This window comes from Brevibacillus reuszeri, from assembly GCF_002897295.1.
In the GTDB taxonomy this organism is placed as follows: Bacteria; Bacillota; Bacilli; order Brevibacillales; family Brevibacillaceae; genus Brevibacillus; species Brevibacillus reuszeri_A.
In genome coordinates this window covers 305,720-319,491 of record NZ_BEXF01000005.1, presented here as the reverse complement: position 1 = coordinate 319,491, position 13,772 = coordinate 305,720, and the positions used below count along the sequence as shown (strand labels likewise).

At 46.7% G+C, this 13,772-nt stretch carries 16 protein-coding genes; 3 read left to right on the top strand and 13 right to left on the bottom strand.

Going from position 1 to position 13,772, the window contains the following annotated elements; genetic code table 11:
* Positions 1 to 45: 45 nt before the first annotated feature.
* Positions 46 to 432, bottom strand: coding sequence for a MarR family winged helix-turn-helix transcriptional regulator (locus C3B52_RS11175; protein WP_103106153.1), 387 nt, complete (start codon positions 430 to 432; stop codon positions 46 to 48).
* 214 nt (positions 433 to 646) lie between these two features.
* Here C3B52_RS11175 and C3B52_RS11170 point away from each other — a divergent pair, with 214 nt between their 5' ends.
* Together C3B52_RS11170 and C3B52_RS11165 are read left to right on the top strand one after the other, a co-directional pair.
* Positions 647 to 1,816, top strand: a complete 1,170-nt coding sequence (locus C3B52_RS11170) for a sensor histidine kinase (RefSeq protein ID WP_103106199.1) — start codon at positions 647 to 649, stop codon at positions 1,814 to 1,816.
* 23 nt (positions 1,817 to 1,839) lie between these two features.
* The gene (locus C3B52_RS11165) at positions 1,840 to 2,526 is read left to right on the top strand and encodes a response regulator (protein WP_103106152.1); all 687 of its coding nucleotides are present in this window, start codon (positions 1,840 to 1,842) and stop codon (positions 2,524 to 2,526) included.
* Between the two features lie 30 nt (positions 2,527 to 2,556).
* Here the strand turns inward: C3B52_RS11165 and C3B52_RS11160 are convergent, their stop codons facing one another.
* The 10 genes from C3B52_RS11160 to C3B52_RS11120 form a co-directional block, all read right to left on the bottom strand.
* Positions 2,557 to 3,057, bottom strand: a complete 501-nt coding sequence (locus C3B52_RS11160) for a hypothetical protein (protein WP_201264868.1) — start codon at positions 3,055 to 3,057, stop codon at positions 2,557 to 2,559.
* Positions 3,058 to 3,251: 194 nt separating this feature from the next.
* On the bottom strand, positions 3,252 to 4,451 hold the full coding sequence (locus C3B52_RS11155; protein ID WP_235615670.1) for a two-component system sensor histidine kinase NtrB: 1,200 nt from the start codon (positions 4,449 to 4,451) through the stop codon (positions 3,252 to 3,254).
* A gap of 699 nt (positions 4,452 to 5,150) precedes the next feature.
* Positions 5,151 to 5,441 carry an antibiotic biosynthesis monooxygenase family protein gene (locus C3B52_RS11150; protein WP_103106150.1) on the bottom strand — a complete coding sequence of 97 codons (291 nt, stop codon included), beginning with the start codon at positions 5,439 to 5,441 and terminating at the stop codon, positions 5,151 to 5,153.
* 76 nt (positions 5,442 to 5,517) lie between these two features.
* Positions 5,518 to 6,426 (bottom strand): hypothetical protein, encoded by a 909-nt coding sequence (locus tag C3B52_RS11145; RefSeq protein ID WP_103106149.1) that lies wholly within the window; start codon positions 6,424 to 6,426, stop codon positions 5,518 to 5,520.
* 81 nt (positions 6,427 to 6,507) lie between these two features.
* A complete protein-coding gene (gene thiE / locus C3B52_RS11140) occupies positions 6,508 to 7,170 on the bottom strand; it encodes a thiamine phosphate synthase (protein ID WP_103106148.1) in 663 nt (220 codons plus the stop codon).
* Positions 7,167 to 7,796 (bottom strand): thiamine phosphate synthase, encoded by a 630-nt coding sequence (locus C3B52_RS11135; protein WP_103106147.1) that lies wholly within the window; start codon positions 7,794 to 7,796, stop codon positions 7,167 to 7,169. Before C3B52_RS11135 ends, thiE begins: the two co-directional genes overlap by 4 nt.
* Positions 7,780 to 8,142, bottom strand: coding sequence for a hypothetical protein (locus C3B52_RS11130; protein WP_103106146.1), 363 nt, complete (start codon positions 8,140 to 8,142; stop codon positions 7,780 to 7,782). Before C3B52_RS11130 ends, C3B52_RS11135 begins: the two co-directional genes overlap by 17 nt.
* Before the next feature lie 115 nt (positions 8,143 to 8,257).
* Positions 8,258 to 8,389 (bottom strand): hypothetical protein, encoded by a 132-nt coding sequence (locus C3B52_RS37765; RefSeq protein ID WP_268811882.1) that lies wholly within the window; start codon positions 8,387 to 8,389, stop codon positions 8,258 to 8,260.
* A gap of 65 nt (positions 8,390 to 8,454) precedes the next feature.
* Entirely contained in the window at positions 8,455 to 8,868 is a 414-nt protein-coding gene (locus tag C3B52_RS11125; RefSeq protein ID WP_103106145.1) for a DUF3054 domain-containing protein, read from the bottom strand.
* A gap of 96 nt (positions 8,869 to 8,964) precedes the next feature.
* Positions 8,965 to 9,555, bottom strand: coding sequence for a GNAT family N-acetyltransferase (locus C3B52_RS11120; protein ID WP_103106144.1), 591 nt, complete (start codon positions 9,553 to 9,555; stop codon positions 8,965 to 8,967).
* A 249-nt stretch (positions 9,556 to 9,804) separates the two neighbouring features.
* On the opposite strand from C3B52_RS11120, the gene C3B52_RS11115 reads away from it, so the two are divergent.
* Positions 9,805 to 11,295, top strand: a complete 1,491-nt coding sequence (locus C3B52_RS11115) for an NCS1 family nucleobase:cation symporter-1 (protein ID WP_103106143.1) — start codon at positions 9,805 to 9,807, stop codon at positions 11,293 to 11,295.
* A 64-nt stretch (positions 11,296 to 11,359) separates the two neighbouring features.
* Here the strand turns inward: C3B52_RS11115 and C3B52_RS11110 are convergent, their stop codons facing one another.
* Together C3B52_RS11110 and C3B52_RS11105 are read right to left on the bottom strand one after the other, a co-directional pair.
* Positions 11,360 to 13,072, bottom strand: a complete 1,713-nt coding sequence (locus tag C3B52_RS11110) for a methyl-accepting chemotaxis protein (protein WP_103106142.1) — start codon at positions 13,070 to 13,072, stop codon at positions 11,360 to 11,362.
* A 104-nt stretch (positions 13,073 to 13,176) separates the two neighbouring features.
* Positions 13,177 to 13,701, bottom strand: coding sequence for a hypothetical protein (locus tag C3B52_RS11105; RefSeq protein ID WP_103106141.1), 525 nt, complete (start codon positions 13,699 to 13,701; stop codon positions 13,177 to 13,179).
* Between the last annotated feature and the right edge of the window lie 71 nt (positions 13,702 to 13,772).

Genomic DNA, 13,772 nt, shown 5'->3' with positions numbered 1-13,772 from the left:
ATCTGTTAATCAAAAGCAAGACAAAGCCGTTGCTGTTTGAATGAATCAGCTTGTTAATTCTCTCTTTGGTGCAAACGACTCATGTAAAGCTTGAAGAGATGAGATTGCCTTAGGATCATCTAACTCCATCCCCTCCTGGTCAAATATTCGCTCGGTCAACGAAACCCACACTATTCTGCGATCCGTTTGATCCCGGAACCTGCGTACCAGTCCTTCCTGCTCCAGCCTGTTGATCAACCCAGAAGTTGTACTGTATGAAAGATCGACAGCCTTGCTTATGTCACCCATCGTTTTTGGACCATCTACAATATGCTCCAAGATCAGAACCTGCTGCCAGGTAACATCTCCTGTGTCCAAAACCTTCTTTGAAAGCAGTGAAAACAAGGCACTCGCTTCCCTCTGAAGCTTAGCCAGCTGAATCAGTTCTCTCATGAAAGCCTCCCCTTGCATTCACACATGACCACAGACTCATCCTTACAGTTCGCTCATTTACCTACTTTATTTTACCTATAGGAGCAGGAGGAAAAGTCTATCAGCTGGATGATTTCAACAAGGGCATCATCTATCTAGAGATAGACGACACCCCATGCTAAAATGAAACTAAGCGAACAACTGCTGGAGAAAGAAGGCTATTTCTTTGCTGAAAATGAGCGTAAAAGCCATTCAAAAACGTTTACTGATCATCTGGTTTTCTGTGCTGATTGTGTTAGCATTACTACCAGATGCGTTTATGCGCGAAACTCCTTTGCAATTTTCTACTACAATTTTACTATGCTTTTTATATATTGTCGTCTTTTGGATGTCGAAAAGGAAATGGAAGCCTTACCAATTTGAGCTAGTGACAGTCCTCCTAGGCTCATTATCTATTGCTAAAGGGCTTTGGTCGGGTGGGGATGGCTACGGTATGATACTTCCACTCGCTGTTTTTATCGGGTTTCATATTGATGGTCGACGTTCCTTGGCGTATGCTATCTTTTTTTGTGCTACTACTACCTTACTTTTGTATTTCGACGAACTGTTAAAAATCACACACGTTATCCCCTTCATCCTTACCTTTGTCGGTTGCTACATCGGCGCCAGGGGATATCGCATACAGAATGAAGCTTACAAAACGAATCAAACGCATCTTGAAGAACTGCAAAAAACGCATAAAGAGCTGCAAGAAGCGCATGGTCAGCTGCAGGAGGCTACCCTGCATACGCTTCAAGTGGCGGTCTTGGAAGAACGTACAAGAATCGCGCGGGATATCCATGATGCCTTGGGGCATAGTCTCACTTCGCTCATTGTTCAGCTCCACGCCTTGAAGTACATGCTTCAGGATGGTCCTGTGGATGCACAAGAGGCAGTGCGCAATATGCTGGGTGTTGCCAAGCAAAGCCTGGAGGAGATTCGCTCTTCCGTGCATACGCTTGCCATGGATAAAACCTCGATCGGCTTGACTCCGCTTCGTGCCCTTTTGTCCCAAGCCGAGAAGCATACGGGTATCAGAATGGAGCTCATTTCGTCAGACCAAGAAATTCATTTATCGCAAGAGCTGACGATTACCTTTTACCGGATTTTACAGGAAGCGGTTACAAATTCCTTGCGCCATTCCAATGCCAAAGAGATTCAGGTGGTCATCGAGAAGCGGAATCAATCCTTGTTTCTCTCCATTCGGGATGACGGAAATATTACTGCGAATACCACCATCAAGCCGGGCTTTGGATTAAACGGTATCTCGGAGCGTATTCGTCAATTGAACGGAAGTCTCGCCTACTTTGTCCGTGAGCCGCACGGATTTCAACTAGATGTCATTATTCCCTTAGAACAATCTTAACGTGAAGAAAGGAGCATGCGATCATGACAGAAACAACGAAACCCAAGAACATTCGTGTGGTCCTCGTCGATGACCAGACCATGATTCGCCAAGGGCTCGGTTATGTAATACAAATGCAGCCGGATATGGAGGTAATCGGGGAAGCATCCGACGGAGATGAGGCAATCAAGCTGGTCGGGGTCCTCTCTCCGGACGTTGTGTTAATGGACGTACAAATGCCAAATAAATCGGGAATTGATGCTACGCGTGAAATCATGCGGCTTCACCCGAGTATAAAAGTCCTGATCCTTACGACATTTGACAATCATAATTACGTAGTTGACGGAATCCGTGCCGGTGCAGTTGGCTATATGCTAAAAGATGCAGACTCCCAAGAAATGCTCGATCTGATTCGTCGTGCTTATCAGGGCGAGGCGCTTTTTCACACTGTGACAGCCGCCAAAGCCTTGGCAGAAGCTCTGCAAGCTCAGCGAACGGTCGTACCCGATCCAAGCAGCAATCCCCCTGTATTATTGGACGACTTGACCGAGCGTGAACTCGATGTCTTGCAACAAATCGCTTACGGGTACCGAAACGACCAGATTGCACAAAACCTGTTCATTTCTGAAGGAACCGTAAAAACCCATGTTCATCGCATTTTGCAAAAAATGGGAGTCGAAGATCGCACGCAAGCGGTAGCCAAAGCTTTGAGGCATCAATTGGTAAAATAGTCTGATTATTACACTCCTGATCAATATGCACTATGTTAGTATAATACAAGAATTGTCTGAGTGAAAAGTAAACAAACTCACTCCTTCAAAGAATGATGTTTCTCGGAGGGCTTGTCTGACGTCGACCACAGCTTGATCGATTTGAAGTACCCGACAAATGAAAACGAGTCCTCCCCTGCTGTCATCTCCTCCATCGCAATGCCCATTGCCAGTCATCCCCAAACATTCGTCCAGGATTTGCTCGATCAAATATCGAGTTTCTACGTCCTCCGCATCCAGATGGAAAAATTGGACGTGTAAAGGCTGCAGGTCTTCCGTTGTAACCCCAACGTACCCCTCTGCCTTCATCTCATTGATCCATTCTTGTAAGGCTTGAAGATTGTTCTCTGCTGCCTGATCTGTCAGAACAGAATATTGGCCGCCTTTTACCCCAACTGTTCCAACATGAACCGCGTACAGCGCTTCCTTTTCTTCATACCAGGCCTCCCAAAACCACCACTCCTTTTCTCCTTTCTTTAGCAAGCGGATCAATGATGTCAACTCCCGTTCAGCCTTTTTGTAAATTATTCCACTGCACGACACTCTTTGACAAGAAGTTACAAAAAGATTGATCCGAAAGACTTGCAACTTTTTCTCCTTCAGGACCATTCTCCTAGCAAACACACAAGAAAAGACGGCCTCAAGCTCCGTCTTTAGACTTATCCACTCTATGCTTTTGATCCCCATCAAGGCCGGGCGAGCGGTAACCGAATTTCAAACCGTGCTCCCTGCAATTTTGGCGAGTTGTCTGCAAAAATTTCTCCGCCATGATCAACGATGATCCTTTGTGTCGTTGACAATCCGAGCCCTGTTCCTTCTTGCTTGGTCGTATAAAAAGGGACAAACAGGTTTTGCTTACTAATTTCGGAGAGTCCAGGACCGTTATCCTCAACGGTAATCACAACTTCATTAATGGAGGAAAATACAGAAACCACTACCAGATTTCCTTGGGTAAGCAATGCTTCAAACGAGTTTTTCAATATATTTAAAATCGCTTGCTTTATACGAGAGCGATGCCCGAATACGAACCACTCTCCTTGGGCGATCTTCAGCTCCAAGTTGATTCCTCGTCGATTTGCCTCGGGCTCCAATAAACGCAGAACTCCGTACAACTCGTCCATCACTAAAAAACGCTCGGAGACAATGTTGTCGTCTCTGTATCTGGCTAAAACGAGAACATCGTTTAGAAGACCGTCTATTCTTTCAATTTCAGTTAAAATGACAGAAAAATAAGAATCATTTCGACTTGTCGTGCCTTGCTCTCTGATTAACTGAATGAATCCTTTTATAGAAGTCAACGGATTCCGAATCTCATGAGCCATACCCGCTGCCAATTGTCCAACCGCAGCCAACGCTTCTCGTTTACTTAGCTCCTCTTCGTAACGCTTGCTCTCTGTCACATTGCGCAGTACAGCAATCGCACCCCATAGCTCGCCCTTATAGACAATGGGACTTGTACTTACCGTTGTCCACTTTCCGTTGTACTCAGCTACATAATGTCCAGACTGCCCCTTTTCCACCACCCACTGAATAAATCGTTCACTGTCATGCGGGCGAAAAGCTGTATCAATATTTTTACCGATCACCTGCTCGCGCTCTACACCGAGCAGCTTGACAAGAGCGGAATTTGCTTCAATAACGGTCATGTCTCGATTGATCATCAATACCGCGATGTCGCTTGATTGCAGCACGAGGTGACCGAGCTCTTGTTCTGCTACTACATGACTATTCTCGTCATCCCACGATACCCTCGCAGTGTTCTCATTGGCTTTCTTTTGTGCCACCTGAAGAAAGTCTTGTTCGACACGCTTCATCAAATGATCAGCAGCTCTATAAACAATCAACTGCGTTAACAAAAACTCTTTTTGTTCCAGATCTGACTTCACTAATTTGGAATGATCCCTGTTTAAGTTTTTAACAATAATATCCCGTAAAGTCCGAATACTTTTCAATACACACGGCAGCCGGACATCACCAGAGAAGCAGCTATGAGAAAAATTCCTATATTCTTGGTCCAAAGAGGAGATATCCTCTGTTTCCACTATGTCAGCCAATCTGTGAATGAGTTGTACGAGTAGCGCCTCAGTATTTTCACGTTTCTCCAGAATGGATTCAGAGATATCCGAATCATCAGAAAGACAAGAAAACGTTTCTATTGCTAGCGGAGACGCCAAATGAGTAAGATACATTCGTATTCGATTTTTCAAATCACTCTGGCTCCTTTTTCATCTTGCTTCAATAAGGCTTTTTCTTCCAAGTATGTAATCGTATTGCTTCTATTATGGACGTAAATACATCAAGAAGTAAAGCGGATCGGACGAGACCAACAGAAGATCATGCCCTTCATGTAAGAAAAATGAGTTGGAGTTGCATTGTTTCGTTGGAATACATAAAGAATGTGAATGAAACGGAGATGAAATTTTTTACGCATCCGTAAGCGCTTACGTCACTTCTCTAATCATATCATGACTGGCCAACTAAATGTTAAAAAATGTTTATTCTTCAATGATTGGTAAAAACTTGAGAAGTGTTAGTACGATTGTATATAAAAGCACCTGCCCCACATAAGGACAAGTGCTTACTTCTTAGGAATGAGCTTTTACAGCATAGTTGCGCAGGTCAGATTTTACAGGGCTGTTTTGGTTCGTTCCTGCGTGTGCACGCTTGAACGCTTCACTCTCGGTCCAAGCTTTGAACGCCTCTTCGTCTGTCCACTTGGTAAAAACGATGTACTCATCGCCTTCCGTTGGTGCGAGGAAAAGGAACTCCAGGAAACCAGGCACTTCCTTCATTCTCTCGCCGCCTCCTCCAAACGCGCGCTCCAAGTGTGATTGATAATCTGCAGGTACTGTTAGTCTGTTCATTGATACGTACATTCTTGTCACGTCCCCTCCAAAGTTTTACCTATTCATTATACAACTTTTGGAGAGAAAACCAAAAACCACAGACGCATTAATCACGTCTGCGGTTCCTTTGCTGTTCGAGCATTATATCCATGAGAAGCATGTCTTGCAGAGGATCCTTGGGATCGGTTGTCAGCAGTGCTGCTACAGCAGCCATCGCACATTTCACCGATTGAAAGGAGTAGAACGCATCTCGCTCTGCATCGCTAAACAGCGATAAATCAGACCGCTCCTGAACTGGATATGGGAAGTCCGTTTCTACGCCCGCTCGATCCAGCACGATCAGAGCTTGCTTAATTGCAAGTAGCGCGGCACTTACACTGATACCGTACTCTTTTCGCAGATCGTCCCAGACTTGAAAAGCTGATTTTTCCACGCGCTCCTGATTCGGGCGAGTAATGATTCCCGTTTTACGCCCTTCTTTTAACAACCAGTCAACAAAAATATCATGTCTGGGAGGAAAAGCGTAAACTTGAAGCGTCATTTCCAATTCTGTCGGATAGTCCTTGGCAAAACGTGCATGGGCCAAAGACATTTCATATCGGCGCGAAGGATGGCCGGGGACAGTGACGAAGACCGTATCCTGTCTGACTGCTGCAATTTGCAGCTTCGTCCGTGCAGGAATTCGCCCCTGCGGTGCCTTTTCCCTCCGAATATTTCCCGGAATGAGCTCAGTGCCAAATTGGTGGTATTCCAGAGGAGAGTCAATCCACGGAATTGGCTCGCGTGAACGAATCTCGTACAACCCGTTAAAGGTGACCCATTCACCAGGCCGGCGCTGACTGCGAATGAGTACAGCATGCTCTTCTTCTTCTGGCGGGACTTCCGTATCTTGATCATCAGGTGCTGGATGCAACCGTTTGTGCTCGATCAATACGCATTCCTTCATTAAAAGACGTTCTAGCAATTCACGTTTACTAACCCATTCATATCCGATTCGGTAAATCCGATTTTTCATCGGCTCCACCTCCTTTGTCGCCAAATCATCCGAGGGTAGTGTTTTATTAAACTACCATATGTATTTTTTATCTTGTCCGTGCTAAACAGATCGTACAATCTGCTGCAGGGATTCAGCCGCATCTTTTGGAGATTCCGCTCTGCTAATGGCGCTGATAACTGCTACTCCATCTGCTCCTGCTTTCATCACGAGGACGGCGTTTTCTTGCGTGATACCGCCGATTCCTACGATTGGCAGTTTATTACCGACCGCCTCACGAATCGTGGTGATCGCCGCTGGTCCAATAGGCTCCCCAGCATCTGCTTTTGATGAAGTGGCAAACATAGCCCCTACACCGATGCAGTCAGTGCCATCCCTTTGAGCGTTTACTGCCTCCTCTACGGTTGCGGTCGACACACCAATGTACATATCTGGCCCAACGATTTCTCTGACATCACGCAGGTGCATATCGTCCTGGCCGACATGGATACCATCTGCACCAAGGCGAACAGCCATTTCCACATCATCATTTACGAAGAATAACGCACTGTACTCGCGGCACAACGCTTGCATTTGACGTCCGAGCTCGAATCGTTCTTCTGCCGTAAGCTTGCTTCCTTTGTCTCGTAACTGGAGTGTACCCACTCCGCCTTTCAATGCTTCACGTACTATTTCTACGGTACGCTCAACGGAAAAATCGCAATCCTGAGACCCGATCACGAAATATACTCCCATTTTTTCTCGTAACAAATCCCTGTTTCTCATCCTTCTCTCATCTCCCAACGATTGAGTGCCCCGCGATACGCCAATGTCGCTTGCTTGACATCCGCAGCATCCGTAATACCAGACAAGACAGCAATACCAGCACACCCAGCCTCCAAAACCTTATGAGTCCGCTCTGGTGTAATTCCTCCAAGCCCAATAACCGGTATAGACATACATGCTGTTAATTGTGCAAGCTCTACTGTTCCTCTCGGAGGCACACCGGGCTTGGAGCCGCTTGGAAAAATATGTCCGTAAAGCAAATAGTCTGCACCATCGCTTACAGCTTGCTCGGCTTCGGAGATGGAATGCACAGACCTGCCAATCCATTGCTGTTCTTTTAAGACGTTTCGGGCCTCCTGCGGTGCAAGACTGTGATAGGCGAGGTGTGCGCCCCGACACTGACTAGCTGCTGCCACATCCACACGATCATTGACAATGATACATTCAAGTGGCAGGACAGAGGAAAGCGCTTTAACCCAATCCATGCACTCTCTTGCTGTCCGCTGCTTTTCACGAATATGTAAATAGCTCATCCCTCCGGAAAAGGCAGCTTCAGCCAAAGCCAATACTTGTTCGAGTGTTTGGCGACCATTGGTGATCACATGCAATTCAGGAGAGCGGAGCATTCGATGAAACACCGCCTCCGGATAGGGCTGTCAAGCATTCCTGCAACCACTCCGCTGTTCTGTCCTCTCCACCCTGAGGTGCATGTGCTAATAGCTCCACCACTAATCTGCGCAAGAAAAAGGCTTGCTGCATGGTCAATGGAAATGTAATATTCTTGGGCTTCGCCTCTTGCTTTTCCAATGTTTCTACACCAGCCAGAAGCATATCGGCGATCGACTCGACGATTTCGCTCAGCTGTTCGTTCTGCTTGAGTTCGTCGTAACATCCATCATACAGACGGCACAATATTAAAAATGCCTGTGACGACAAGGTCACCGGCTGTACATCTTGCATCGGTTCCGTCACGCTTTTCCCCTCCACTCGCTTAAAAAACAAAACCTATTATATCACAACCATCTCTTCGTCGCCGTTTTTCCTCATGGAATCGCGACTAAACGAAAAAAAGAAAACCGCTGAAAAATCAGCGGCTTTTGCTTGTTCCTTCATTGCGATCATTGTGATTGGATTGTCGCAGGTTCGTATTCTGGTCACCCTGATCGAGCGTTTTCCCACGATTTTTCCCGAGATCCTTACTGTTGTTATTTTTGCCCATTTGGTCCACCTCCCTCTCAGGATAGCGTAACCAACTGCCGGCACTTTACTCTTTATTTTGCGGGTTTACATTACGGTGCGACTGCTACGCTTTTTCAGTGCGAAGACGATCGCAAACGGTACACGCCACCCCAATAAAAAAGCGAGAGTGATGAAGTAAGTAACCGCGGTAAATAACAGTGTGATCGGAACACCTGTCCACCAAGAACGCAGGACGAGTCCAATAGGTGCCGCTACTGTCCAGGTCAATAGCGTGGAAAGTAACAGGCGACCTGCACTTTCGTACGCACGTGGGATGTAGCTTCTAAATAAAAGCATCGCGATAAGCCATCCGATCAAAAAGGGAGCCAGCGTTTCCAGCATCCCGATAAATGTAACAGGCAAATGATGGGCCAACTTTCCGTAGTAAACGAATAACAGGAAGGCGACCAGATCCCCGGTAAACAGCACATAGCCAGCCGGCGAGATACGCAGTCTCATACATAATCCTCTTTTCCTTGCTTTCAGAAATAGGTCTTACGTAGTTCTTCCCTATTGTACACATCCAGCCTTTCAACCTACAATCATTTGAGCCGTTTATTCACCAAACAGCAACAATTGCAGCTTTTCCTTTGCAGCCTGCCATTCTTTGTCTATGAAGCTAAAGTAAACAGAATCACGAATGTATCCATCTCGCATGACCATATGATTTCGCAATACACCTTCATAAACTCCGCCAATACGCTTGATCGCTCGTTGAGAGTTGAGATTGCGCGAATCCGTTTTGAGCTGCACACGAATACATCCCAGATCTTCGAAGCAGTGACAAAGCAATAGCCATTTGCACTCTGTATTTACAGCTGTTTTCCACACGGATGGCGTCAGCCAGGTAAAACCAATTTCCAATCCACGATCCTTGCGAGAAATGCCTAAAAATCTCGTGCTTCCAATAATTTTCCCCGATTCCTGGCTGATGATGACAAAGGGAAGCTCTGTCCCTTCCCGTTGATTTTGCAAAGCCTGTTCAACAAATAAACGCGTATCCTCTGGCGTATTCATCATGATGGACATATAACTCCAGATTTGCTCAAACTTCCCGGCTTCCCATAAACCATCGATATGCTCAGGACTCATGGGCTCCAGACGAACGAGCTTGCCTGCCAATGTAACAGGTGCGATTTGCAACATGATCATCTCTCCTCTACTGTTCTGGCAAAAGGTATAGCCAGTACAGCTCCCAGAAATTTTTTCTATGATACGGGGCGAAGAGATGTCTGTCAAGCTACTTCTTCCTCCGTTAAAAGCTTGTCGCAATTTTGTCAAAATTGAGGAATTAGGTCTTATCTCCCCCAATATAATGTTACAACTTGTATTCGAGACAAACCGGGGCAGTTGTCCGGATGCGAGACACATACGGAACGAAAAGGAGGGATCGTAATGAAAACGCAGACGGAATCAAACGGGATCGTTACCCTTACAAATGAAGGCGAAAGCCTCATCAAAGACAGTCCGCTCTATAATGAAGGATTGCGTCCCACAACTACCGCTGAACATACCTGGACTTCGTACAATTTCGCCAGTCTTTGGATCGGTATGTCGATCTGTTTGCCGACCTATGCGATGGCAGCAGGTTTGATTTCACTCGGAATGAACTGGTGGCAAGCCATTTTGACGATCATTCTCGGGAACTGTATTGTCCTTATCCCCATTCTCCTCAACTCACACGCTGGAACGAAGTTTGGGATTCCTTATCCTGTATTTGCACGGCTCTGGTTTGGTTCAAAAGGAGCGCACATTCCTGCAGTCGCTCGTGGATTGATTGGTGCCGGCTGGTTCGGCATCAACTGTTGGTTTGGCGGAGCTGCGATTGACACTCTACTCATGTCGATGACAAACTGGGCAAGTGTTCCCGGCCATCTGTGGATCGCCTTCTTCGGCTTTTGGTTGCTGAATGTGTTCGTCGCTTATCGTGGGCCAGAAGCGATCAGAAAAATGGAAGCCTGGGCAGCACCTATCTTGATCATCATGAGCCTTGCACTCCTCGTTTGGGCACTGACGAAAGCCGGTGGATGGGGTCCGATGCTTTCCGCTCCTTCCAAATTCACTACCACTGGGGAATTTCTTAAAGTATTCTTCCCGGCATTGACAGGAGCAATCGCATTCTGGGCGACCATGGCTCTAAACATTCCCGACTTTTGCCGCTATGCTAAGAGTCAGAAGGCTCAGATCGTTGGACAATCGGCTTCTCTGCCAACCACTATGGGAGGCTTTTCCTTCATCGGGGTAGCAGTTGCCTCCGCTACCGTCGTGATTTACGGAGAAGCCCTGTGGGATCCTGCAGCTGTTTTGGCGAAGTTCTCTCCCTTTGCCATCTTCCTGGGAACGATCGGTATCATCCTTGCGACCTTAACCACGAACGTAGCAGCGAATATCGTCGCTCCTGCAAGAGCCGTAGAAAACCTTGCACCCCGCCGTCTCTCCTATGAAGCTGGTGCCATAATTGCAGGGGTAGTTTCCTTGCTGATGCAGCCTTGGTATATCCTCGAAAACTTTGGTAACTATATTTTCCTGTGGCTAGGGACGTATGGCGCATTGCTAGGTCCGATCGACGGCATTGCGATCGCAGACTACTGGCTCGTTCGGAAAAGACGCATTCATTTAACCGAGCTTTATAAAACGAATGGTATTTATTCATACAAAACCGGATTTAATACAAGGGCAATCTGGGCCATGCTCATCGGGATTGCCATTCCATTCATCAGCAAATTAATCCCTGGTTTAGAAATCATTTGGGATAACGCCTGGACGATCGGCTTGTTGATTTCTCTTGCGGTTTATACCTGGATGATGAAAGGCGATGCAACCATTATGAGCGCAAAAGACTACGAGCAAGTAACTGAGCGTACAAGTACGTCTCGTGCCTCTTAATAGTTCTAGTACAAAAAAGACTGACAATCCGTTTGTGGGACTGTCAGTCTTTTTTCCATCATGCCTACCATTTGAATTGGCTAATTGATTCTTGCAGCTCATGGGAGAGCTGATTCAAATTATTGCTAGAATGAGCAATTTCCTGCATGGAAGCCAGCTGCTCCTTTGCCCCTGCAGATACGCCTTGTGTATGCACAGAAGCTTCTTCTGCAAGTCGATTCATTTCGTCCATCGCTGAAGCTACTTGCTGGACGCTCGCAGACATTTCTTCTGTCGCTGCAGATACTTCCTGAATTTGATCTGCTACGTCCTGTGAGCTTGCCACTATTCGCTGGAAGGTTTGTCCCGCTTCTTGAACGACGACGGCACCTTTTTTCGCCTCTTCGGTTCCAGCCATCATGACGTCAACTACTTGCGTCGTTTCTGTCTGGATTTCCCCAATCAAACGCGCGATTTCGCGAGCCGATTCCTCGGACTGCTCAGCCAGCTTGCGCACTTCATCTGCCACCACCGCGAACCCTCTACCGTGCTCACCTGCACGAGCAGCCTCAATCGCTGCATTAAGTGCCAGTAGATTCGTTTGCGAGGCAATTCCGGTAATAACGTCTACGATTTGTCCGATTGCTTCCGAACGAACACCTAATTGCTGCACCAGGTCTGCCGCATGGTTCACCGAGGTAGAGAGAGTATCCATTTGGGTAACAGCTTGCTGAATCTGCACATTTCCTTGCTCTGCATCTTGTGCTGCCTTGGCAGAAACTTCCGTAACCGCGCTCGATGTGTCCGCAATGCGACCAATCGCGATAGACATCTCTTCCATTACACGCACACTCTCTTGGGTACGCTGAGACTGTATCTCGGACGCTGAGGCGATTTGCTGTACACTTCCAATTGCCTGCTCAGTTGCATGAGCAGATTGCTCAGCGCTTGCAGACAATTCCTCAGAAGACGCTGCCACTTGTTCACCAGCGACTTTTACTTGTTCAATCAAGGATCGGAAATTGCTGACCAGCTCATTGAACGCAACGCCAAGTCTACCAACCTCATCGCGAGTCACATAGGTAACTGGCTCTACAGCCAAATTTCCTTGAGCGAGCTCTTCCATTCTCTTTTGTACAACACGTAGTGGCTCTGAAATCAACCGAGCAATCATAAAGCCGAGGAACGCCGCCACCACCACAGATGCAGCACCTACAATGATGAGGAGCGTAATACCTGCTTTAGAATCATTTTCGTTTTCCAGGCGAATCTGCTCGGCCTGCTCGGCCTTGTATGTAGCCCATTGCAGCTGTTCCTGATTGATCCAGTTCAATGTCTTGTCTGTTGACTTGTAATAAGCATAAGCCTGATCTGCTTGCTGAGCTTCAATGAGCTTGACTACTTCTGTTTGGTCGGTTCGATACTGATCAAGCAGCTCTTGTAAAATTTGGACACTTTCCTTTTCCTTTTCATCAAGATGTGCCTGTTTCAGTTGTTCGAATGTTTTGTCAGCAGATGCAATCCGCTCTTCCAACTCCGCCTCATACTCTGCGACAATCGCCGGAGACGGATCCAAAATCATTTTGTAAATCAATCCATCAATCGCACGAATTTCTTGACGCCAGTCGTTAATCCACTTAACTGGCAGCAGCTGCTCCTGATACATGGATTGAATGCGATCACCAGAGACTTTCACGTGATAAAAGCCCGTCAAGGCCACACCAATCAAGAAAACAGCCATCAAGCTAATTAAGCAAAACATTTTTGCTCGGGTACTTAAATTGCGAAAAAGACTCATGTTAGTTTGGCAATCCTCCTGTTCGATGGTAAATGGTTGAATATGGTTGAAAAAGCTCGAATATTGTCTAATCTTACCAAACATTATGAACCAAGTCGATAGTCTTAGGTTATTTCACTTACATCTAACACTGACAAAATAGAAATTTGGCTAATTTGCACATCAGGTTCATAGCAAATATAGTACGTAAGGTCCGGGCTGATTCGGTAGCGAATCCCCCGGTATCCACAGGCAATGAGGTATAACCGCACCTCATCTCCAGTCCACTCCAACCACTCCTGATTATCCATGGACTGGGATCGATCCTTCAAATATTGCTCCGTATGCCGAGTGCGCAGAGCGTCAGTACGCAGTTCGTTTTCTCCATAACGCTCGTCCAAGCAAAAAAGTCCCGGCAAAAGGATTTCCTGACGGAGTATCGCTGCTTTATCCCACATTGTCTCTGCATGACAAATAGCATACTGCGCTGCAATCTCTGGATTGCTCACCAGATACACCCCTGATCCGAAAACGGCTTTGGCTCTGGCACCATTCTGAAAAAGGCGGCGCTCCTCTCTTTCGTACCGCTGCGCCTGCACGACACGTACGGCTTCCCCATATTCGACACCTCGATAAACCATTTGCCTCATCCCTGTACTCCCCTTATGTGCAATTGATATAGGAGACTGCCTGCTCATGACAAAAGGAGGAAGATGCCTGG

What these genes read in the sequence shown, in the direction of transcription:
- C3B52_RS11115 (WP_103106143.1), top strand. Translation starts at nt 9,805, where the DNA reads ATGAAAACGCAGACGGAATCAAACGGGATCGTTACCCTTACAAATGAA.
- C3B52_RS37765 (WP_268811882.1), bottom strand. Translation starts at nt 8,389, where the DNA reads ATGGGCAAAAATAACAACAGTAAGGATCTCGGGAAAAATCGTGGGAAA.
- C3B52_RS11105 (WP_103106141.1), bottom strand. Translation starts at nt 13,701, where the DNA reads ATGAGGCAAATGGTTTATCGAGGTGTCGAATATGGGGAAGCCGTACGT.
- thiE (WP_103106148.1), bottom strand. Translation starts at nt 7,170, where the DNA reads ATGAGAAACAGGGATTTGTTACGAGAAAAAATGGGAGTATATTTCGTG.
- C3B52_RS11110 (WP_103106142.1), bottom strand. Translation starts at nt 13,072, where the DNA reads ATGAGTCTTTTTCGCAATTTAAGTACCCGAGCAAAAATGTTTTGCTTA.
- C3B52_RS11165 (WP_103106152.1), top strand. Translation starts at nt 1,840, where the DNA reads ATGACAGAAACAACGAAACCCAAGAACATTCGTGTGGTCCTCGTCGAT.
- C3B52_RS11145 (WP_103106149.1), bottom strand. Translation starts at nt 6,426, where the DNA reads ATGAAAAATCGGATTTACCGAATCGGATATGAATGGGTTAGTAAACGT.
- C3B52_RS11135 (WP_103106147.1), bottom strand. Translation starts at nt 7,796, where the DNA reads ATGCTCCGCTCTCCTGAATTGCATGTGATCACCAATGGTCGCCAAACA.
- C3B52_RS11125 (WP_103106145.1), bottom strand. Translation starts at nt 8,868, where the DNA reads ATGAGACTGCGTATCTCGCCGGCTGGCTATGTGCTGTTTACCGGGGAT.
- C3B52_RS11150 (WP_103106150.1), bottom strand. Translation starts at nt 5,441, where the DNA reads ATGTACGTATCAATGAACAGACTAACAGTACCTGCAGATTATCAATCA.
- C3B52_RS11120 (WP_103106144.1), bottom strand. Translation starts at nt 9,555, where the DNA reads ATGTTGCAAATCGCACCTGTTACATTGGCAGGCAAGCTCGTTCGTCTG.
- C3B52_RS11175 (WP_103106153.1), bottom strand. Translation starts at nt 432, where the DNA reads ATGAGAGAACTGATTCAGCTGGCTAAGCTTCAGAGGGAAGCGAGTGCC.
- C3B52_RS11170 (WP_103106199.1), top strand. Translation starts at nt 647, where the DNA reads ATGAGCGTAAAAGCCATTCAAAAACGTTTACTGATCATCTGGTTTTCT.